The organism is Butyricimonas muris (assembly GCF_046365375.1).
In the GTDB taxonomy this organism is placed as follows: Bacteria; Bacteroidota; Bacteroidia; order Bacteroidales; family Marinifilaceae; genus Butyricimonas; species Butyricimonas muris.
Window position 1 is genome coordinate 91089 of record NZ_JBKEIT010000002.1, and the last position, 21967, is coordinate 113055.

At 36.9% G+C, this 21967-nt stretch carries 13 protein-coding genes; 12 read left to right on the forward strand and 1 reads right to left on the reverse strand.

What is annotated here, in order from left to right; all coding sequences use genetic code 11:
- Positions 1–52: 52 nt before the first annotated feature.
- From ACK8P8_RS03430 to ACK8P8_RS03450, 5 genes are read left to right on the forward strand one after another with little or no spacing between them, the layout of a single operon-like run.
- Positions 53–3013 carry a type I restriction endonuclease subunit R gene (locus ACK8P8_RS03430; protein ID WP_186977021.1) on the forward strand — a complete coding sequence of 987 codons (2961 nt, stop codon included), beginning with the start codon at positions 53–55 and terminating at the stop codon, positions 3011–3013.
- Positions 3006–4295, forward strand: a complete 1290-nt coding sequence (locus tag ACK8P8_RS03435; RefSeq protein WP_186977019.1) for an AAA family ATPase — start codon at positions 3006–3008, stop codon at positions 4293–4295. Before ACK8P8_RS03430 ends, ACK8P8_RS03435 begins: the two co-directional genes overlap by 8 nt.
- A 1-nt stretch (position 4296) precedes the next feature.
- Positions 4297–5922, forward strand: coding sequence for a type I restriction-modification system subunit M (locus tag ACK8P8_RS03440; protein ID WP_369859478.1), 1626 nt, complete (start codon positions 4297–4299; stop codon positions 5920–5922).
- Positions 5923–5935: 13 nt separating this feature from the next.
- Entirely contained in the window at positions 5936–6769 is an 834-nt protein-coding gene (gene dinD, locus ACK8P8_RS03445) for a DNA damage-inducible protein D (protein WP_186977017.1), read from the forward strand.
- A 1-nt stretch (position 6770) separates the two neighbouring features.
- Positions 6771–7928, forward strand: a complete 1158-nt coding sequence (locus ACK8P8_RS03450) for a restriction endonuclease subunit S (protein ID WP_410025544.1) — start codon at positions 6771–6773, stop codon at positions 7926–7928.
- 75 nt (positions 7929–8003) lie between these two features.
- Here ACK8P8_RS03450 and ACK8P8_RS03455 read toward each other — a convergent pair whose 3' ends face one another.
- The gene (locus ACK8P8_RS03455; RefSeq protein WP_410025545.1) at positions 8004–9083 is read right to left on the reverse strand and encodes a restriction endonuclease subunit S; all 1080 of its coding nucleotides are present in this window, start codon (positions 9081–9083) and stop codon (positions 8004–8006) included.
- Between the two features lie 156 nt (positions 9084–9239).
- Here ACK8P8_RS03455 and ACK8P8_RS03460 point away from each other — a divergent pair, with 156 nt between their 5' ends.
- The 7 genes from ACK8P8_RS03460 (at position 9240) to ACK8P8_RS03490 (ending at position 21960) form a co-directional block, all read left to right on the forward strand.
- Positions 9240–10166, forward strand: coding sequence for a tyrosine-type recombinase/integrase (locus tag ACK8P8_RS03460; RefSeq protein WP_186977013.1), 927 nt, complete (start codon positions 9240–9242; stop codon positions 10164–10166).
- Positions 10167–10697: 531 nt separating this feature from the next.
- Positions 10698–11876 (forward strand): FecR family protein, encoded by a 1179-nt coding sequence (locus ACK8P8_RS03465; protein ID WP_369859411.1) that lies wholly within the window; start codon positions 10698–10700, stop codon positions 11874–11876.
- Between the two features lie 258 nt (positions 11877–12134).
- On the forward strand, positions 12135–15563 hold the full coding sequence (locus tag ACK8P8_RS03470) for a SusC/RagA family TonB-linked outer membrane protein (protein ID WP_369859410.1): 3429 nt from the start codon (positions 12135–12137) through the stop codon (positions 15561–15563).
- A 12-nt stretch (positions 15564–15575) separates the two neighbouring features.
- Positions 15576–17093, forward strand: coding sequence for a RagB/SusD family nutrient uptake outer membrane protein (locus ACK8P8_RS03475; RefSeq protein WP_099290718.1), 1518 nt, complete (start codon positions 15576–15578; stop codon positions 17091–17093).
- 10 nt (positions 17094–17103) lie between these two features.
- On the forward strand, positions 17104–17853 hold the full coding sequence (locus ACK8P8_RS03480; RefSeq protein ID WP_099290717.1) for a DUF4843 domain-containing protein: 750 nt from the start codon (positions 17104–17106) through the stop codon (positions 17851–17853).
- Between the two features lie 12 nt (positions 17854–17865).
- Positions 17866–19533, forward strand: coding sequence for a PKD-like family lipoprotein (locus ACK8P8_RS03485; protein ID WP_099290716.1), 1668 nt, complete (start codon positions 17866–17868; stop codon positions 19531–19533).
- Positions 19534–19620: 87 nt separating this feature from the next.
- Entirely contained in the window at positions 19621–21960 is a 2340-nt protein-coding gene (locus tag ACK8P8_RS03490; protein ID WP_292269005.1) for a S9 family peptidase, read from the forward strand.
- Positions 21961–21967: the final 7 nt, after the last annotated feature.

Sequence of the window (21967 nt, forward strand, 5' to 3'; positions counted from 1 at the left end):
ATTTATCATTATCTTTGAAGTTCTAATTTAATTCATATTAGATATTGTATCTATGACAAGAGAAGCTCAAATAGAAAGTTCGTTTATTAAAAAGTTAGAAGAACTTAAATATACCTATCGGGAAGATATTCACGATAAGAATAGTCTTGAGAGAAATTTTCGAGAAAAATTTGAGATACTTAATAGGGTAAGGTTAACTGATAGAGAATTTGAACGCCTGAAAACTGAAATCATAAACCCTGATGTATTCGTAGCTTCAAAATTATTGCGTGACAGAAATTACTTCCAGCGTGAAGACGGTACGCCATTGTATTATACTTTGGTTAATATTAAAGATTGGTGCAAGAATGAATATGAGGTAATCAATCAATTACGTGTCAACACGAGTAACAGTCATCATCGTTATGATGTGATTATTCTTATCAATGGCATTCCGGTTGTTCAAATAGAACTAAAAGCACTAGAAATATCTCCGCGTAAAGCAATGCAGCAGATTGTAGACTATAAAAATGATCCGGGCAATGGCTATACCAATTCGTTGTTATGTTTTATACAGTTGTTTATAGTTAGTAATAGTAATAATACGTATTATTTTGCGAATAATAAAAAACAACATTTTCAGTTTAATGCTGATGAACGATTTTTGCCGGTATATAAATATGCTGATGAAAATAATAATCCAGTTAGAAATCTGTACACCTTTACCGAAAAGTTTCTTCCCAAGTGTACTTTGGGTGAAATGATAAGCAAGTATATGGTTTTGGTTGAGTGTGAACAGAAATTATTGGTAATGCGTCCGTATCAGATTTATGCGGTGAGAGCAATTGTAGATTGTATCCATCAAAACCGTGGTAATGGCTATATATGGCATACCACCGGAAGCGGTAAGACCCTGACCTCATTTAAAGCCTCTACATTATTAAAGGACAATCCGGATATCGAAAAGTGCCTCTTTGTTGTTGACCGCAAAGATCTGGACAGACAAACCCGTGAGGAGTTTAATAAATTTCAAGAAGGAAGTGTAGAGGAAAACACTAATACGGAAACATTGGTAAAGCGATTGCTTTCTACGGATTATGCGGACAAAGTAATTGTAACGACCATTCAAAAGTTAGGTCTAGCTTTAGATGGAAATAATAAGAAAAACTACAAAGAACGTTTGGAACCATTAAGCAAAAAGCGTGTAGTTTTTATTTTTGACGAATGTCATCGGTCACAATTTGGCGATAACCACAAGGCGATTAAAGAGTTCTTTCCTAATGCTCAGCTTTTTGGATTCACAGGAACACCTATTTTTGATGATAATGCAACATATAATATCAGGGAAAAAGGGCGGGCTTCTTACAAAACAACCGAAGATATTTTTGAGAAGTTGTTACATGCTTATACAATAACCCATGCTATAGAAGATGAAAATGTACTACGTTTTCATGTCGATTATTTTAAAGGGAATACTCAGTCCAAGCCCGGAGAAGTCCTTGCACAGCGGGCTATAGTGGAGGCGATTATTGATAAACATGATGCGGCTACCGGGGCAAGACGTTTCAATGCTATTTTGGCAACAGCTTCTATTAATGATGCCATAGAGTATTATCAGCTTTTTAAAGAAATTCAAAAACAAAGGAAAAAGATAAACAAGAATTTTATTCCGCTCAATGTCGGATGTGTTTTTTCTCCTCCCGCCGAGGGGAATAAAGATATACAACAAATTCAAGAGGATTTGGAGCAGGAAAAAGAAGATAATAAACAAAATCCTGATGAAAAGAAAGTGGCATTAAAAGCTATTATCAAGGATTATAATAAACAATATGGGACAAATCATAGTATCAATGAGTTTGACTTGTATTACCAAGATGTGCAGAAACGTATCAAAGACTATCAATATAGCGATGCCGATTATCCACACAAAAACAAAATTGATATTGTGATTGTGGTTGATATGCTATTGACGGGATTCGATTCTAAATATCTTAATACCTTGTATGTGGATAAAAATCTGAAGTATCATGGATTAATACAGGCTTTTTCTCGCACGAACCGGGTGCTGAACGAGATGAAGCCGTATGGTAATATTTTAGATTTTCGCCATCAACAAGAAGCGGTGGATACTGCTATTGCCTTATTTTCTGGAGAAGACACCGGAAAATCACGAGAAATCTGGTTGGTTGATCCTGCCCCGGTCGTGATTGAAAAATATAAAGAGGCGGTAGAAAAGTTAGGCGATTTTATGTTGAAAAACGATTTGCTTTGCGAGCCGGAAGCTGTGTATGGTCTAAAAGGTGATGCTGCGCGGATAGCGTTTATAAAAAATTTCAAAGAAGTACAACGGTTAAAAACTCAGCTTGACCAATATACCGATTTGGATGAAGAACAACAAACTCAAATTGAAACCATATTACCCGAAAATATTTTACGTTCGTTTAGAAGTTCTTATATAGAAACAGCCAAGAAATTCCGGGAAATACAGCAGAAAGAAGGGAATCAGGCTCCGCCCGAAGTGCAACAGCTTGATTTTGAATTCGTGCTTTTTGCTTCTGCTTTGATTGATTATGATTATATTATGGAGTTGATTGCAGATAGTACCCAAAAGAAATCGACTAAACAGAGAATGACTAAAAATCAGGTTATTAATTTACTTGGTTCGACTTCCAATTTAATGGACGAACAGGAAGATTTAACTGAATATATTAATAGTTTAGACTGGAATAAGGGGCAAGATGCAAATGCCTTGCGTGAAGGTTATGAGTACTTTAAGGTAGAGAAAAGCGTGAAAGAATTGGCAGGTGTTGCTAGTAAACATGGTTTGTCAACAATAACGTTAAAAAAATTCATAGATGAAATTATGAATCGAATGATTTTTGACGGAGAAAAATTAACCGATCTTCTCGAACCCTTGGAATTAACTTGGAAAGAACGCAGGATGAAGGAACTTGCTTTAATGGAAGATTTGGTACCTCTCTTGAAAAAACAAGCCCAAGGGCGTGAAATATCTGGATTAGGAGCTTATGAATAATCAATCTAAAATATACCCTTACAAAACATTATCAAATCTTGTCACAAGATTGCGTGATGACTTGAATATTTATCTTTTTGTTTTAATCTATGCATATAATGGCACAGGGAAGACTCGTTTATCCATAGAATTTAAAAATAAAGGGAAAAATGAAAAGATGGGAGACACCCTTTATTTTAATGCATTTACAGAAGACCTGTTTCATTGGGACAATGATTTGGAAAATGATTTAGAACGAACTCTTAAAATGAATGTTGACTCAAAATTTTTTAACGGTTTTAAGGAGTTGTCATTAGAGGAGAAGATTTTTGCATATTTAGAACGTTATGCTGAATTTGATTTTAAATTCGATTATGAAAGTTGGAATGTTATTTTCAGCAAAAAGATTCCCAATCCAGAATATAAACTTGATACTGAAAAACCAGAGTATATTATTCAAGACAATATTAAAATTTCCCGCGGAGAAGAAAATATATTTATTTGGTGTATTTTCCTTGCGATTTGTGAATTAGTTATTGATGGGGCAGAATCATACAATTGGGTTAAATATATTTATATAGACGATCCTATTTCTTCTTTAGATGACAATAATGCCATTGCTGTTGCCAGTGATTTATCGCAATTATTGAAAAAAGGGAAGGATAGGGCAAAATTTATAATTTCTTCTCACCACAGTTTATTTTTTAATGTAGTCTGCAATGAATTAAAAAAACATGCGTGTAAACGTTATTTTCTACATAGAAACGGAAATGAAGGGTATACTTTGCAAGCGACAGATGAAACACCTTTTTTCCATCATGTCGCATTATTGAGCGAACTTCAGCGAGTGATGAATTCCGGAGAAATAAGCACTTACCATTTCAATATATTGCGTAGTGTTTTGGAAAAAACATCTACTTTTTTTGGTTATGATGATTTTTCTAAATGTATTCATGGAATAGAGGATGAGGTGCTTTATTCGCGTGCACTAAACCTATTGAGCCATGGGAAGTATTCTATTTACGAACCGGTTGAAATGGGGGAAGATAACAAGAAGCTTTTTAAGAATATCTTGCGGGCATTTCTAAATAAATATCAATTTGAATTACCTATACTTCTTGTCGAAGAAAAGAAGGTATCGATTAACTCAAATGGGGATGTGGAAAAAACAATTATAGAGAAGGAGTCAGAATTTGAGGAAAAAGAAATCGAACAACGAATTTCATCTGAAAAATTGGAAAGAATAGACCCTTCTCAATTTGAAAAATCTAAGAAAAAGAAGAATACAAGGAGGAATAATTAATATGACACTACAAGATCAAAAACAATTAGGCAAAACTCTCTGGGATATAGCAGATCATCTAAGAGGAGCAATGGATCCGGATGATTTTCGTGATTATATGCTTTCGTTCCTTTTTCTTCGATATTTATCTGATAATTACGAAGAATCTGCCAAAAAGGAACTAGGGAGAGATTATCCTCAACTAAAAGAAGGTGATAAAAATATCGCTTTGACAATATGGTATAAAAATAACAAAACAGATATAATCGAGTTCGAGAAGCAAATGCGTCGAAAAGTCCATTATGTTATTAAACCACAATTTTTGTGGAGTAATATTGTGGAAATGGCTCGAACACAAAATGACGAATTACTGAAAACGCTTGAAGAAGGGTTCAGGTATATAGAGAATGAATCATTTGAAAGCACTTTTCAAGGTTTGTTTTCGGAAATAAATCTGAATTCGGAAAAACTTGGAAGAACAGCTTCTGAAAGGAATAAAAAACTTTGTGTCATTATTCAAAAAATAGCCGAGGGAATTGCTAAGTTTTCGACTGATACGGATATTCTGGGAGATGCTTATGAGTATCTTATAGGTCAGTTTGCTGCTGGATCGGGGAAAAAAGCCGGAGAATTTTATACTCCTCAACAACTATCGACTATTTTGTCTAAAATCGTGATATTGGACAGTCAGGATCCAGCTTTAGGGGAAAAGAAAAAATTAGATAAAGTGTTGGATTTCGCCTGTGGGTCAGGTTCATTGTTGTTAAATGTACGTCGTCAGATAAAAGAAAGTCATGGAAGTATTGGTAAAATATACGGGCAGGAAAAAAATATCACGACCTACAATCTTGCTCGTATGAACATGTTGTTGCATGGATTAAAGGATACTGAATTTGAAATTCATCATGGTGATACTTTATTAAATGACTGGGATATTCTGAACGAAATGAATCCAGCGAAAAAAATGGGATTTGATGCTATCGTTGCAAATCCCCCTTTTAGTTTACGTTGGGAGCCGACGGATACGCTTGCGGAAGATTTCCGTTTTAAAAGCTATGGAATTGCACCTAAGTCTGCCGCTGATTTTGCATTCCTGTTGCACGGTTTCCATTTTCTCTCCGGTGAAGGTACAATGGCGATTATACTTCCGCATGGGGTTCTTTTTCGTAGCGGTGCTGAAGAACGTATTCGTACTAAACTTCTAAAAGATAATAATATTGATACTGTGATAGGTTTACCGGCTAATCTGTTTTTTTCTACTGGGATACCGGTTTGCATTTTAGTCTTGAAAAAATGTAAGAAATTTGACGATGTTCTTTTCATAAATGCCAGTGAGCATTTTGAAAAAGGGAAAAGACAAAATCGATTACGCGAAGGAGAAGAGGGTAAGCCGAATGATATTCAAAGAATAATAGATACATATCAATTCCGAAAAGAAGAAGAGCGATACTCTCGCCGGGTTTCCTTGGATGAAATTGAACAAAATGGCTATAACCTCAATATCTCCCGTTATGTAAGTACTTTTCAGGAAGAAGAACCTATAGATATACATGCCGTAATGGCTGAAATCAAAGAACTTGAAGCAAAACGGGCAGATTTGGATAAGCAGATAGAAGTTTACTTGAAAGAGTTAGGGCTGGTAAATTAAAAGATAGCAGTTTATGAAATCAGAAGAAATAAGACAATTATTTGAACAGTTTGAAAAAGCAGCTTCTGAATTGGAGGGGGTAGAGTGCTGGAGTGCAAGAGAGTTGCAAACCTTGCTTGGTTATAGCAAATGGGAAAATTTTGAAAAAGTAATTCAGAAAGCAAAAGATGCGTGCGAAAATGCCGGAGAAGAGGTGTTTTATCATTTTCCTGACGTCAGGAAAACGATCCCTATGCCCAAAGGTGCTGAGAAAGAAATAGATGATATGCTACTGACCCGTTATGCTTGCTATTTAATAGCACAAAATGGGGATAGTCGTAAACAAGAAATTGCTTTTGCCCAAAATTATTTTGCCGTACAAACCCGAAGAGCGGAATTAGTCGAGCAAAGACTATTGGAATATGAACGAGTAAAAGCACGCGAGAAACTGAGTCAAACTGAAAAACAACTTTCCGGTATTTTTTACGAAAGAGGTGTAGATAGTCAAGGTTTTGCAATTATAAGAAGCAAAGGAGATCAGGCATTATTTAGGCTTAACACTCAAATGCTAAAAAGAAAAATGGGAGTTCCTGACAATCGTCCGGTTGCTGATTTTCTGCCAACGATCAGTATTAAAGCAAAAGATTTAGCTGCAGAGATGACAGGCTTAAATGTGCAGAGTAAAGATTTGAAAGGTCAGACTAAAATTGAAAAAGAGCATATTGATAATAATGAGGCTGTTCGAGAGATGCTCACCAAAAGAGGTATTACACCAGAAAATCTTCCTCCTGCTGAAGACATTAAAAAATTGCAACGTAAGCTAAGTAATGAAGAAAAGAAACTTTTGAAAAAAGGAAAGAGCAAATAGAATGGCAAAAAAAATGGATAAAAAAAGCCCTAATGTTCCAAATTTGAGATTCCCGGGGTTCGAGGGGGAGTGGGATATTGTACACTTAGGTGACTTATGTGATAAGATTGGAGATGGAATTCATTCTACGCCAAAATATAACGATTTTGGAGATTACTCCTTCATTAATGGGAATAATTTTGTAGAAGGTAAAATTGTAATTTCAGAGTCAACAAAGAGGGTAACTAAAGCAGAGGCAGAAAAACACAATGCACATACTTTAACAGAAAATACTATACTACTTTCTATAAATGGTACAATAGGAAGTCTAGCATTGTATAATGGAGAATCCGTTATGTTAGGGAAAAGCGCCTGTTATATAAATCCCCCAAAAACTCAAAATAGATTATTTATATTCTATCAATTGAGTGCAAATAGGATCAACAATTATTTTATTTCAGAACTTACTGGCTCTACAATTAAAAATTTATCCCTAAAATCTATAAGAAACACAATACTATATTTGCCTGCTAATAAAGAACAAAAAAAAATAGCCAAATTCTTTTCTTTTCTCGATAAACGTATTTCAACTCAAAGCAAAATAATTGAGGATTTAAAGTTGCTAAAGAGTACGCTAAGACATAATATATTTACTGACTTAGACAACTCTAATGTTGAAATAAAACTTATAAAAGATGTGCTTAATTATGAACAACCGACAAATTACATCATTAGCAATACTAATTATCAGAATGACCCGATCTTAATTCCTGTATTAACAGCAAACAAAGCGTTTATCTTAGGTTATACCTCTGACAAGGATGGAATTTATAATAAAGGGAATTGCATTATATTTGATGATTTTACTATGGATTTGAAGTATGTTGACTTCCCTTTTAAAGTTAAATCATCTGCTATAAAGATATTGACACCAAGGCCAAAGGTGAGTCTCAAATATATTTTTGAATACCTGTCTTTTCTTAATCTCGTCTCAAGCAACCATAAACGGCATTATATATCAGAAGTAGAGTCTATGCCAATTTCTGTTCCAAAACTTTATATGCAGAATATATTTGCCAACTTGTTCTCTGCAGTGGACAAAAAGATAGAGTCAGAGTCTAATTATCACAATCTATTGTTATTACAAAAACAATATTTGTTAAATCATATTTTTATATAGTGTCTACAAAAAGAATAGAAAACGTTTTTTTGCAAATTAAGATTTTGCAACACAAACACTTCTGTAACAATCTTTTTATATAAACATTTGATTGAGTAGATATTGTTTTTGTTTCAGAAGTACAGATAATAAACTGTTTTCTATTTTGATTTTATCTGAAAGCAACGACAGTGTTTTCACAACCTCTTTTTGTCTTATATAATCAGGATATTGTACCTCTATCATTTCTAAATCTCGTTTTTGGATATTGGGTAGTCCTGAACCAACTCGAAGTGCCATTATGCTTTTCTCTTGGGATTTCAAATAGAAATAAAGATATTCATTTAAAATTTGAGAACTTATTTCATTGAGGGTATAGCAGTGTCCTCCGCTCCAAAACTTTGAGAAGTTAAATTGTACGTATCCACAAGAATTGCCCCCTTCGCTAATCGAAATAGTACCAGATTCTGTATTATATTCAGTATGATATCCAGAAGGCGTTATTCCTCCATTCATAACATAATATATTCCTTTATCAAGTAATTTAGAAGTATTGATTTGTTCCCCTTTTTTTATACTGCATAGCGAACCTAAATTAATTCTTTTAAACGGATAATTTTCACAGTGTAGAAGCAAATCTACAATCCCTTTAATTAAGGATTCATATTTCTCTATTATTTTGCTTTGAGTTGTGATGCGCTGATCGATAAGATAAAGCAAGTCTGCAATTTTAGCTTGTTCCTCTTTTGATGGAATTGAAATAAAACTTTCATTGAAGTTTTTTGTGCTGAGTGAAAATATCTTGGTTCCTTGTGCTAACCTCTTTATTTGATTGCGAAAAGCTATTGAAGAAAATGCATATCCTTTGAAGCCAGTTACTGTCATTTTTTTCTTGTCTCGACCATGAATAGTATGCAGACCACATACAATCTTTTTGCCAGCACAATTTAGAAACTCAACAACCTTTCCAATATCATTAGTGTCTTCGGAGGCGTCAGCAAAAGCGATATCACCATCTTCGCATACCGTATAACTCTTTGGCGTAAATCTTTTTTTTATACTGGGAAGATTACAAACTTTTAAATCTGTTTGAATCGGAAGTTCTTTATGAATTAAACCATAATGAAGATTAAATAAATTATCTCCATTAGTATATTCCAACTGTTCCCATGACAAAGAGTTTGTTGGAAAGAAATCTAATACATCACAGATTTTATACCTTTTCCACTCCCCCTCGAACCCCGGGAATCTCAAATTTGGAACATTGACGAAATTTGGTATTCAAATTCTTTTATGTATATATTTGATTAATAACATTAAAATCAAAATGATATGACAGAGAAGGTAAAAATCAGTAGGGTTATTGGCCTATGGAAAGAAGACAAAAAGCAGTATGTGAAGAAATCCAGTTTTTCGGCGTACTTGCTTTTGATTGAGAATCATTTGTTACCATTTTTTGGAGAACAAGTTAGTGTAGAGGAGTCTGAAGTACAAGAGTTTGTATTAAAGAAATTGGACGAAGGTTTAAGTCAGAAAACCATTAAAGATATTCTGATTGTCCTAAAGATGATTTTAAAATTTGGTGTTAAAAATAAACTCTTGGAATATCAGCAGTTTGAAGTGCAATTTCCTACGGAAAGAGAAAATCCAGAGATTGAAGTATTGAGCAAGGCTAACCAAAAGAAAATCATGAACTACATTCGAGAGCATTTCACATTTAAAAATTTAGGAATTTATATTTGCCTAAGTGCTGGAATCCGAATTGGAGAAATTTGTGCATTAACTTGGGGAGATATTGATACCGATACCGGAGTTATTTCAATCCGAAAGACAATCCAACGTATATATATTGTTGAGGAGGACAATAGGCATACAGAATTAGTACTTGATACGGCTAAAACAAAAAATTCTATCCGAGATATTCCGATGAATCGAGATTTGCTGAAGATACTAAAACCCATCAAAAAAGTGGTAAATGAGTCTTTTTACGTTTTAACCAATGAAGCGAAACCAACGGAGCCTCGAACATACCGAAATTACTATAAGAAACTAATGAGAGAATTAGATATCCCAAAACTGAAATTTCACGGACTTCGCCATAGTTTTGCTACTCGATGTATAGAAAGTAACTGCGATTACAAAACTGTGAGCGTAATTTTGGGACATTCCAATATTAGTACTACGCTAAACTTATACGTTCATCCTAATATGGAGCAGAAAAAAAAATGTATAGATCAGATGTTTAAATTATTGAGATGATAATCTCGTATTTAAATTTCTTTCTCAAGTAGAGGCTTCGTGTTGTCTTAAAGGATGCACGAAGTCCTATTTTTTATGGATTACAGTCAACAATGATCTATTTGTTCTTTGTTGTTAACATCGAAAATCATAGGAATTAATCTGTTAGTCGGTTTTCGCAGGATAAATTTTTCTTTAGTAGTTACGGCTATTCTCTGTGAAATAGATGTGATTTAACTGATATGGGAAAAGTATTGTATTTGCTTTAAACTGCTTAAAATAGAGTGAATTAGTAGAGTCGTTTTATCGCTTATTTTGAATTGTGGACAAGATAAATATCTGTTTAAGAAAAGAATATACAGATGCGTCGTTTCGTTACTAAATTATAACTTAACTTTTGGATTGAGTCTGCTTTTTTGTTGTCTTTAAAGTATTGATATTGTTGTTATTAGATGGCGATTTGTTTCCCGTTGTATTTAATTCCGATTTTTTTTCGTAAAAAAAAAGAATCCCGTTTAATCCTTTTTTCGAGGGGTCGTGTATTAATAGTGTATGAAAGAGAAAAGTAATATATATCAGTATGACATTGCCGCTTTAATACTGGCGTATTTGCGGAATGAAATTGATGACGAGGGGCGGTCGAAACTCGAAGCATGGCTAGATGAGTCCGATTCCCACAAGGTTCTTTTCGCCCGTGTACAAGATGAAGAGTTGCAAATTAAAGATATTCGTAAGATTGTGTCGTATGATGCGGATAAGGCGTGGACGGAAGTAACCCGGAAGGTTGCTCGTCGACACAGGAAAAAATTGGGTGCGATGTATCGTATCGCAGCTTCTGTTGTTGTGGTGTTGGGTGTTTCGCTAGCATTGTGGATGAGTCGGGATAAAAAGTCCGAGAATAAAGTTGTTGAGGTGGCAGAGGTGGTCAAGATTGTTCCCGGGCGTCCGATGGCAACGTTGACAATTGCCTCTGGCGCTGTCTATCATCTGGATTCGTTGGATAACGTGGAATTGGCTTCGGCTTTTGCCGCGAATGATGGTAAGGAAGTTGTTTTTACAGACCTTCAACGTCCGGATTCCTTGAAGGAGGTACGATATAATAAAATAGAAATACCCAGAGGGGGAGAGTATAAAATAACATTGGGCGACGGGACGCATGTATATTTGAATGCCCAGACAGAACTCCGGTTTCCGGAAAGTTTTGCGAATAGCGATCGACGGGAGGTATATCTTTCCGGGGAAGCTTATTTTGAAGTCGCTAAAGATGCGGCGAAGCCTTTTATCGTGCGTTGTAGAGATTATGATGTGAAAGTGTTGGGAACCTCGTTTAACGTGAATGATTATGAGGACGAGAAAGATTCCAAAACTACGTTGGCTTCCGGGAAGATAGAGATTGATATGAACGGTCGCCAGACGGTGTTGAAACCGGGGCAACAAGCTGTGATTAAAGCCGGACGAGTGGATGTGAAGGAAGTGGATGTGGAAGTGTATACCACGTGGATGAAGGAGAATTTCCGGTTCCAGAGCGAAACCATGGAAGAGATATTGAAGAAATTGGCGAGATGGTATAATATAGATGTGATTTACATGGGAGAAACAGTGAAGAATTATCATTTCACAGGGTATTTGCCTCGTTACGCTAATATCGCGGATGTACTGGAATTATTGAGTTTAACGACAAAAATTAAATTTGAATTGAAAGGAAAAACAGTGACAGTGATGGAAAAGTAGTGTAAAGAATAAAGCCGAAGCTGCAACTCCGGCCTTATAAAATGTGTACTAAAAATAAACCCAAAAGGGATTCCACAAATATACGCTATTTTCTTTAAAAAACCAAGTTTGGAGGGTCCCATGTAGTGAATAAATTTCATTACGAGAGTGTGTAGTATTTTTTAATAAACATCAGTTGCTTGAAAAGGGGCGATTCTTTCGTGTTTTGCCCCTTGTTTCAAGTAATCGGATACTAAAAATGACCTAAATAAATTATCAATGAAAAGAAAAATTAAAAACTGCGTGTTCAGTTGCGGTAAACGATCATTGGTCTGCAAGCTGATGATGGTGATGCTGCTACTCACACATTTTGCATTTTCTAGTGAAAATGCTTTTGGTCAACAGAACATTACAGTTCAGTTTGAGCAACAGTCTTTGAGTGAAGTCTTGCGTGTGTTAAAGCAAAAAACAAATTACGAGTTCCTGTACAACGACGAGGAAATCAAGGGGATTACGGGAATTACCCGTTCATTCACGAATGCTTCTGTGCAAGAAGTTTTGACGGCTTGTCTGGCAGGCACGAAGTATAGTTTCAAGATTGTCGATAATCTGATCGTGATTACTCCGGACGACAAAAAAGATGAGATTAAAAAAGTGACAGTCAAAGGAAAGGTCATAGATGAAAGGGGAGAAGTTCTTCCGGGTGTGACGGTTTTGTTGAAAGGTACAACTGTCGGAGTGGTGACGGATATTGACGGAAAATTTAAAATTGAATTACCCAAGCGAGATACGATGATTTTGGTTTTCACTTTCGTGGGGATGAAATCACACGAGTTGAACGTGGGTAAGGTGAAAGATTTGAGTAAAGAAATTTCTATTCGGATGGAACCAGACACGGAAAACTTGGATGAGGTGGTGGTGACCGGATATGGAAATATTAGAAAAGAAAGTTTTACAGGTAGTGCGGTTTCAGTTAAACGAGAAGAATTATTAAAAGCTTCTTCTACAAATGTTATTCAAGCGTTGTCTACTTTTGATCCTTCTTTTCGTATTCAGCAAAGTAATAGGTGGGGTTCAGATCCGAATGCAATTCCAGAGATTTATATTCGCGGTCGATCCGGTATTGGAGTGAAAGAATTAGAGTCAGATGCTTTGTCGAAATCTAATTTAAAGAATAATCCAAATCTTCCGGTGTTTATCATGGACGGATTTGAGGTTGATGTGCAGAAGGTGTATGATATGGACCCGATGAGAGTTGAGAATATTCAAATTTTGAAGGATGCTGCGGCAACTGCAATGTATGGTTCTCGGGCAGCCAATGGCGTAATTGTTATAACAACAGTTGCTCCTAAACCGGGAGAAGTGACTATTTCGTATCGATTTACTGGGAAAGTGAATATGCCTGACTTGTCTGATTATAATTTGGCAAATGCGAGAGAGAAATTGGAAATAGAGAAACGGGCGAATTTATATGTGCCGGGAAATTCTAATTTTTATAATTGGGCGCAAGCGTTAAATGAGTACAATAAGCGTAAAGTTCGAGTAGAAGAGGGAGTAACGACCGATTGGTTGTCGTTGCCTTTGCGAAATACTTTTGATCAGAACCATAGTTTCTCGGTAGAAGGAGGAAATAAAGATTTGCGTTACGGTCTTGATTTGAGTTATGCGACTAATAACGGAGTTATGAAAGATTCTTATCGGGATGTGCTTAATTTTGGTTTTCATGTTGATTACCGTGTAAAGAATTTACAGGTAGTGAATTATATAGAATATGAATATACCGATGCGCCGGATTCTCCTTATGGAGATTTTAGTGACTATTCGCATTTGCAGCCTTATGATCGTCCTTATGATAAAGATGGTGTGTTGGTTTCTGGTGCATTAGAGTTTTCCCAAAACTCAAGGGGTAGAGAATTGAATAACCCGTTATATGAGGCTTTATTGAATAATTACAAGTGGGATAAGACAGACGTTTTCACGGATCGTATCATGGCGAATTGGTTTTTAACGGATGCATTACATTTGAAAGGGCAATTTGCGGTCACGAAAGAATTAACTAGAAGCGAACGTTTTATTGATCCGCTTTCTGCTAACGCAACTGCAAAAGATAATAGCGATCAATCTTCTTTATATGGTGATCTCTACACGACGAGTGGAAATTCTACAAAATGGGATACTCAGGTTGGTGTTTATTTTACAAAGGCTTTTGGGTTGCATGCGCTTAATACCTCGCTTGTTATGAATGCTACTTCCAGAAAGTCGGAAAGTACTTCAGCTCATTATAGGGGATTTCCTTCCGGGGAGTATCATTCTCCTAATTATGCGGCAGAGATATTCGTAAAGCCTTCTAAGACTCAAAGTATGAAGAGACTTATGGGATTCGTGTTACTTGCCAATTATAGTTGGAATGATGTTTATCTGGCAGATTTGGCGGTTCGTTTTGACGGTTCTTCCGAATTCGGTTCTAATCAGAAGTGGGCTCCTTTCTGGTCAGGAGGACTTGGTGTAAATATTCATAACTATTCTTTTTTGAAAAATAATGAGTATATCAATCAATTGAAGTTACGTGTTTCATACGGACAAACCGGTAAGGTGAATTTCCCTTCTTATAGTGCTTCGACTATTTATAAGACTTTTGATCGTTGGTATGTTTCCGGATTTGGTATCGCCTTGAAGGCTTTAGGAAATAAAGATCTTAAATGGGAAACAACGAATAAATTGAATGTCGGTACAGATCTAAGCTTTTTGAACAATCGGGTTACACTGAATTTTGATTATTATTACAATAAAACTGTAGATTTGATTACGGATGTGACATTGCCTTTCTCTGCCGGTTTCTCATCGTACAAGAGTAATTTGGGAGAAACCTTGAACAAGGGATTTGATATTAATTTTCGTTATGATATAGTTAGATCGAAAACGTGGAATGTCGCTTTATGGGGAAATTTGAATCATAATGTAAATAAGATTTTAAAAGTATCAGATGCATTGAAGGCATATAATTCTCAAGTAGATGATTATTACGCCGATGCGGAAGAGAGTTTGTCTTTGAATGCAAGTTGGGATAAAACTCCGGAAGAATTAGCAAAACCAATTATGAAATATGAAGAAGGAGCTTCTTTAACTTCTATATATGGAGTACGTTCTCTAGGAATAGATCCGACCACGGGAAAAGAATTATTTCGTTATCGGACGGGAGAAGTAAGTAGTGTTTGGAAGGCTTCACAAGAAATTCCTCTCGGGGATACGGAACCTGATGCCAGTGGTTCATTTGGTTTTAATATAATGTATAAAAACTTTTCAATTTTTGCATCTTTTGCGTATGATTGGGGAAAGCAGATTTACAATGAAACTCTCGTGAATCAAGTGGAAAATGCCGATATTCAATATGCTAATGTTGATAAGCGGGTGTTGACCCAACGTTGGGAAAAACCGGGAGATATAGCTCGGTTTAAGGATATTAAGAGCAAGGATGATACGACATTGCCTTCTTCTCGTTTCGTGCAAAATGAAGATGTTCTTTCTTTGTCTGCTTTGACAGTAAGTTATGATTTTAATACGGAATGGTTGAAAAAGATGTTTTTGAAGACTCTTCGTTTTGAAGTGCAGGCAAGTGATTTATTCCGGTTATCTACGGTAAAACAGGAACGTGGTACGAGTTATCCATTTGCCCGGAGTGTAAATTTTTCATTACGTGCAACTTTCTAGAAAATAATCAATATGAAAAGATATAAATTATTATTGTTGGGTTTTGTCCTGCCAGTTTTTCTTTCTTCTTGTGATGGATGGTTGGACGTGAGACCGGAAGATGAAATTGCGGAGGAAGATGTATTTACTTCCGGTAATGGTTTCCGGCACGCTTTGAACGGGATTTATTATTCTATGGAATCTCAAAATATGTATGGTATGCATCTTAGTTGGGGAGTGGTGGATGCATTGGGACAGGTGTATGATTATTCTTACGCGGCTGCTGATGTGATGGAATACGGTGCTGCAACATATGCATGGGATAATTCCCGACTGAAGCCTGTAATTTCATCTATGTGGAAGGAAACTTATAACGTTGTAGCGAATTGTAATAATTTGATACAACAGATAAAGGATGCAGACTCGGATATGTTTTATTTAAAGAATCGGGAAAAATCAGCAATTTGGGGTGAAGCATTGGCGTTGCGTGCGTTTTTGCAATTTGATATGTTGCGGTTGTTTGCGCCGGCACCTGTTACATCTCCCGGAGGTCGAAAATTTATTCCTTATGTGGATGTATATCCAACCTATGTATCTCAATTGAAAACCGTTGAGGAATGTTTGACTGCTATCATCGGGGATTTGAAAGAGGCTAAAAAGTTATTATGGGAAGTGGATTCTGCTAATTCTTTTGCGCAAGGAGTATTTGATATTCCGGGAATTGGAGAAAACACTTTTTTAAATAGAAGAGGATATCGTTTAAATTATTGGGCGGCAACAGCACTGTTGGCTCGAGTGTATTTATATGCGCAACAAGAGAATGCTGCATTGGAACAGGCAAATGAAGTAATTAAGTTCGCAAAGGAGAAGAGTGCATTTCGGTTTAGGGATAATACATATAACGGTGATATGAAATTTACTTCAGATGTGATCTGGGGATTACACGTGATTGATTTGTCAAAACTATATGGTGGAATGACTCGACTTGAGGGAAATAGTCCTATCTATTTGAGTATATGCGAGGCTGAAAATAATTATTTTGGAGAAGATTTGAGTGCTCGGAATGATGTGATGACAAGTAATGATAAGCGATTTACCTATTGGATTGAAGATATGAATAATTATCATTATTACTATCGATTCAAAAAATATGATGATTCAAAATCAGGCTCTTACATGGATATAGCTAATACGATGGTGCCGATGGTTCGTATGAGTGAAATGTATTATATCGCAGCAGAAGTACTTGCAAAACAGGGAACAGAAGAAGGTTTGACGGAAGCGAAAACGCATTTGAAATTTGTAAAGCAAGGACGTGGTTTGAGAACTTCGGATAATTCTGTACTGGCGGTAGATAATGCTTTGTCAACGGATGCTTTTATGGATGTTTTGATAAATGATATGCGCCGGGATTGGATGGGTGAAGGACAAACATTTTATATTTATAAACGTCTGAATAAAAATATACCTGCAGACCGTTATAAGTCTTCTATTCTTGCAAGTGAAAAGATATTTGTTGTACCTCTTCCTGATGGTGAAACTAATTTATAATTGAACGGCTATGAAAAGATATTTTATTTTGGTATTTATATTTATCGGGATATTGACTTCTTGTGAAGAGAAGGAAATTATGGAGTATTCCGATGATTCTTTATATGTTTCTTTTGTCGCCGATGCGACAAAAGATAGTGTGGTGCTGTCTTTTAAGTCTTATCCGGCAGGGGAAGTGACTTGGGAGATTCCGGTAAAAGCCGTGGGAGTATGGGAGCGAGGAGAACGTGAATACACGATATCTGTTGATAAGGAAATGACTACTTTGCCAGTGGAGCTTTATAAGTTACCGGAGAAATGTGTTTTTCCTGCCGGTCAAGATCAAGATACGATAGAAATAATTCTTTACAATGGTCCCATATTGGCAGAGAAGGCATATCGCTTGGTATTGAAAGTTGACGCCAATGATGAAGTAAAGGAGGGGGAATTGAATTTCCGTCGGGCAATATTTCAGGTGTCTGATAAATTAGAACGTCCTAAATGGTGGACAGAATTAAATGGTGGATACGGGTATGCCAATATTTTCAATATTGCGGAAACCTATTATTTGGGGAGTTATTCCGAGGTAAAATATACTATGTTTTTAGAAGAATTGGCGAAGGATAATGTCGTATTTGATGGAGAAGATACGGCAATATTAAAAAAATATTCTCTGAGATTGAAATATCGTGTTCAAGAATACAATGATGCTCCGGAAAATGCCGGTAAGCCTTTGTGTGATGAGAATGGTGATCCGATTGTAATTCCTGTTGTCGGTTAAAAAAGAAATATTATGAAGAGAAAATTTTTATGGATATGTATACTTTTATCGGCAGTTGGCTGTTTAGATGATAAGAGTAATTATGATTATAGAGATATAAATGATTTTGAAAATTGGAATAGTAAAGGTGTTTCTAATATTCAGAATGAGTATACACTTTATCTAGGTGAGTCGCAATTGTTTGAGCCGAGAGTACATTTTTCGATAGATACTTTAAATCCTGATGCTACTTGCGCATGGTATTTGGGTGAAACGAAGGAAATGTTAAAACTTTCAGATACGAAAGATTATACTTACACGGCGGATAAGGTGGGAGCATGTAATTTAGTTTTTACAGCCACGGATAATAAAACGGGAATTACGTTTAGTAAGAATATCGTGGTAACTGTTGTTCCCGCATGGAAAAACGGATGGCTAGTGTTATCAAAGTCTGCTTCGGGAGAGTCTGAATTATCAATAATCTTGTCGAAAAAAAAGACGAAAATTGTTGTAGGAGAAGACGGGAAAGAACAGAGTGTGGATACAGTTGTTTATGTAGGAACGGATATGAACGTTACTCCCAATTTAGGGCGGGGACCGCGTAAATTGGTGGAGAATTTTCATTTTTCATCTTATACGGATTTAGAAGTAGAGGATGAAGTAATGCTTCTATATGATGGAGGATGTATTGAACTGGATGGGAATTTATTACAGCCGGTAGGTTCGGTTGAAGAGGAGTTTTTGGATGGCCTTCCGGCAAATTTTGATCCGCAAGATGCTGTGCTTAGTTGGTGTGGGAAATGGTTGTTAAATTCTGATAACTATGTTTATTCCGCTGTGATGTCGGTTGCGACTGATTTGCATTCCGGTCGTTATTTAAGTGAACCGGCGTTTAATAAGAAGAAAGTAAAGGAGTTGTTGCCTTATATGAAAGGAAGTGGAGCCCGGTATGATTGTGCTAATTTCTTTTTGGGAATAGGAGAGGATAATACATTCTTTGGTGTTCGTGATGATGGTAATCCCGGTGGGTATTATAATGGAAATTTTTCTATTAATGCGGATAATTATATTGGTAGCCTCGTGGAATTAAATGATCGGGTACCCGATGGAGGAGATTTTTCGTTCTTTAAAAATATAGATGGAGAATATATATTCCATGCTTGGGCAGGACAAGCTACTCGTTATGATCCTCTTGTTTATCTTTCAATCTTAAATCGAAGCGGGAATTATTATTGGAGTTACTATTCTATTAATGCAGAGAATAGTAATTATAGGCCGGGGCAAAAGATAGAACTGGAGGAACATCAATTTGGTTTATTGGATGCAGGAGTGATGGCAGATTACCAATGTGCGACTTTATTGCCTTGGAAAAATTTACTCGTGGTTGCTTCCGGTAATAAGTTATATGGATTTGATTATTATTCTGCGAATAAAGGGAATGTGCAGTTTGTGAATGCTCCTACTTTTAATTCGGAAATTGTACATATGGCGGTAAGAGACTATGTGAGAGATATTCATAATGCACATATCGCTATAGCGTTGAAATCCGGAGAGGTGTATGTGTATGAGGTTGCATACGATGTTGAAATGAAACAAGCCCAATTGGTAGAATTGTATCATAAGGAAGGGTTTGGTGAAATTGTTGATTTGATATGTAAATTTGGATCAGGTGCAAATCCTGGTGCTTATAATCCATATTAAAGTTTTGAATATATAGTTTTAAATACTCGAAAGGGTGAAATTCCCTTTCGAGTTATTTTTAATAGATTGAAATGTAAATGAATCTGTATGCAAAAAATTGTATTATCTTTATTGTTACTTGTCGCCTACTTGGGAGGGGATGCCCAACAGAGAGCGAATTATAAGTTGGCAGAAAAGTTTACCCAGATGGGGTTGTCGGGGATTGCCGCTCGGAATAGTATGCGGGTAGTTCCTCGTTATATTCATAATGGGGAGAAGTTTTGGTTTGATTTTAGGACGGACGAGGGGACGATGTATTATCTGGTTGATCCGGTGAAAGCGGAAAAACGATTGCTTTTCGAGAATACGGATATAGCGCAAGGGGTGAGTAGTATTACCCGGAAGGCGTATAACGAGAAGGATCTACAACTATCAAATATAGATTTTTCAAAAGATATGTCGAAGATGACTTTTTCGTTGGGAGGGGGAGATTTCGAGTATAATATGAAGACGAAGAAGGTAAAGGAGTTGCCAAAAAAAGAGAAGAAGGAGGAGGACATGGTGATATACTCGTGGATGTCTTTTTCTCCGGACACGAATTATATAGTATACGCGAAGAATCATAACCTCTACATGAGAGGAAATAAATATAAAGGACAGGATACGACAGAGATTCAGTTGACCACGAACGGGGAACGTTATTTTTCCTATGCCCGGAATGGTCAGGATACGGTATCTGATGAAGAAGCGATGGCAGGGCGTTGGTTCCCGAAAGTGAATAAGGTTTATGTCTTGCGTCAAGATAACCGGAACTCTGACGAGATGGCGGTGATTAATGTATTGGCGAAGCCTAAACCTGTACTGGAACGCTACAAATATGATATGGCGGGAGATAAGAACTTGTCGAAGTGGGTGCTTTCGGTGATTGATGTGGACAAGCGTAAAGTGACGGATTTTAATATCGAGCGTTGGCAGGATCAGGATGCCGAGGTTCGGTACGTGACGGACAAGGGAGATAAGATTTTCTTTGAACGCTATAACCGGGTACGGGATGAAGTGGAGTTGTGCGTGGGGAACACGGAAACGGGAGAGGTGAAGGTGTTGATACATGAGGTGGATAAACCTTATATTGATTATCATATGCGTAATATCGTTTTTTTGAACGAGGGAAATGATATTCTTTATCGTTCAGAACGTACCGGATGGGCGCATTATTATCATTATGATGGTAACGGGGTTTTGAAAAACACGATTACTTCAGGCGATTGGGTGGCAGGGCAGATTGCTGCTATCGATACGGTGGGCAGAACGATCTATTTGTACGCGCACGGGTATGACAAAAAGATGAATCCTTATTATTACCAAGTGGTGAAGGCTCATCTTGATCGTGAAGGAGTGAAGTTGTTGAGCCCGGAAGACGGACAACACAAGGCGGAGTTTTCTAAATCCCGGAAGTATTTCGTGGATAGTTATTCGCGGGTAGATATGGAGCCGAGATTCACGTTGAAGGATAATAACGGGCGGGTGATTATTAAAGATTTGGCAAAAGTGGATGTGCGGAGGGCTTACGAGATGGGATGGCGTGCGCCGGAACGTTTCGTGGTGAAGGCTGCCGACGGGTTGACAGACCTGCATGGTATTATGTGGAAGCCGGCAGATTTTGATCCGAACAAGAAATACCCGATTATTTCGTCCGTTTACCCGGGACCTTTCTTTGAATACGTGAGTACGTCGTTTACTTTGGATGATAGTTATAATATGAAGCTGGCTCAGCTCGGGTTTATCGTGGTTTCCATGGGACACCGGGGAGGAAGCCCTATGCGGGGCAAGTTCTACCATCGTTACGGGTATGGAAATTTGAGGGATTACCCTTTGGCCGATGATAAATACGCTATCGAGCAGTTGGCGGATCGTTATTCTTATATAGATATCACGAAAGTCGGTATTTTCGGTCATTCCGGGGGTGGTTTCATGTCGACGGCGGCTTTGTGTACTTATCCTGATTTTTACACTGCCGCGGTGTCTTCTTCCGGTAATCATGATAATAATATTTATAATAATGGTTGGGTGGAGATTCATCATGGAGTGAGAGAAGCCAAGGAAACGGTAAAAGATAGTGTGAACGGGGATCGTGAAGTGTCAAAGTTCAGCGTGAAGGTACCCACGAACATGGAGTTGGCTAAAAACTTGAAAGGACATCTTTTGCTCGTGACGGGGGATATGGACAAGAACGTGCATCCCGCTCATACTTTGCGGATGGTGGATGCCTTGATTGAAGCCGGGAAGAATTTCGATATGCTGATATTACCCGGTAAGACTCATGGTTACGGGAGCGCGGATAGATTTTTTGAACGGAAGTTGTGGTATCATTTTGCGAAATACTTGTTAGGGGATACCACTGCCGATCATTACGGTAATATAGAGGAATACAAGGGAATCGAAAATTGAAAATGGA

What these genes read in the sequence shown, in the direction of transcription:
- ACK8P8_RS03450 (WP_410025544.1), top strand. Translation starts at nt 6,771, where the DNA reads ATGGCAAAAAAAATGGATAAAAAAAGCCCTAATGTTCCAAATTTGAGA.
- ACK8P8_RS03465 (WP_369859411.1), top strand. Translation starts at nt 10,698, where the DNA reads ATGAAAGAGAAAAGTAATATATATCAGTATGACATTGCCGCTTTAATA.
- ACK8P8_RS03435 (WP_186977019.1), top strand. Translation starts at nt 3,006, where the DNA reads ATGAATAATCAATCTAAAATATACCCTTACAAAACATTATCAAATCTT.
- dinD (WP_186977017.1), top strand. Translation starts at nt 5,936, where the DNA reads ATGAAATCAGAAGAAATAAGACAATTATTTGAACAGTTTGAAAAAGCA.
- ACK8P8_RS03430 (WP_186977021.1), top strand. Translation starts at nt 53, where the DNA reads ATGACAAGAGAAGCTCAAATAGAAAGTTCGTTTATTAAAAAGTTAGAA.
- ACK8P8_RS03470 (WP_369859410.1), top strand. Translation starts at nt 12,135, where the DNA reads ATGAAAAGAAAAATTAAAAACTGCGTGTTCAGTTGCGGTAAACGATCA.
- ACK8P8_RS03460 (WP_186977013.1), top strand. Translation starts at nt 9,240, where the DNA reads ATGACAGAGAAGGTAAAAATCAGTAGGGTTATTGGCCTATGGAAAGAA.
- ACK8P8_RS03485 (WP_099290716.1), top strand. Translation starts at nt 17,866, where the DNA reads ATGAAGAGAAAATTTTTATGGATATGTATACTTTTATCGGCAGTTGGC.
- ACK8P8_RS03480 (WP_099290717.1), top strand. Translation starts at nt 17,104, where the DNA reads ATGAAAAGATATTTTATTTTGGTATTTATATTTATCGGGATATTGACT.
- ACK8P8_RS03490 (WP_292269005.1), top strand. Translation starts at nt 19,621, where the DNA reads ATGCAAAAAATTGTATTATCTTTATTGTTACTTGTCGCCTACTTGGGA.
- ACK8P8_RS03475 (WP_099290718.1), top strand. Translation starts at nt 15,576, where the DNA reads ATGAAAAGATATAAATTATTATTGTTGGGTTTTGTCCTGCCAGTTTTT.
- ACK8P8_RS03440 (WP_369859478.1), top strand. Translation starts at nt 4,297, where the DNA reads ATGACACTACAAGATCAAAAACAATTAGGCAAAACTCTCTGGGATATA.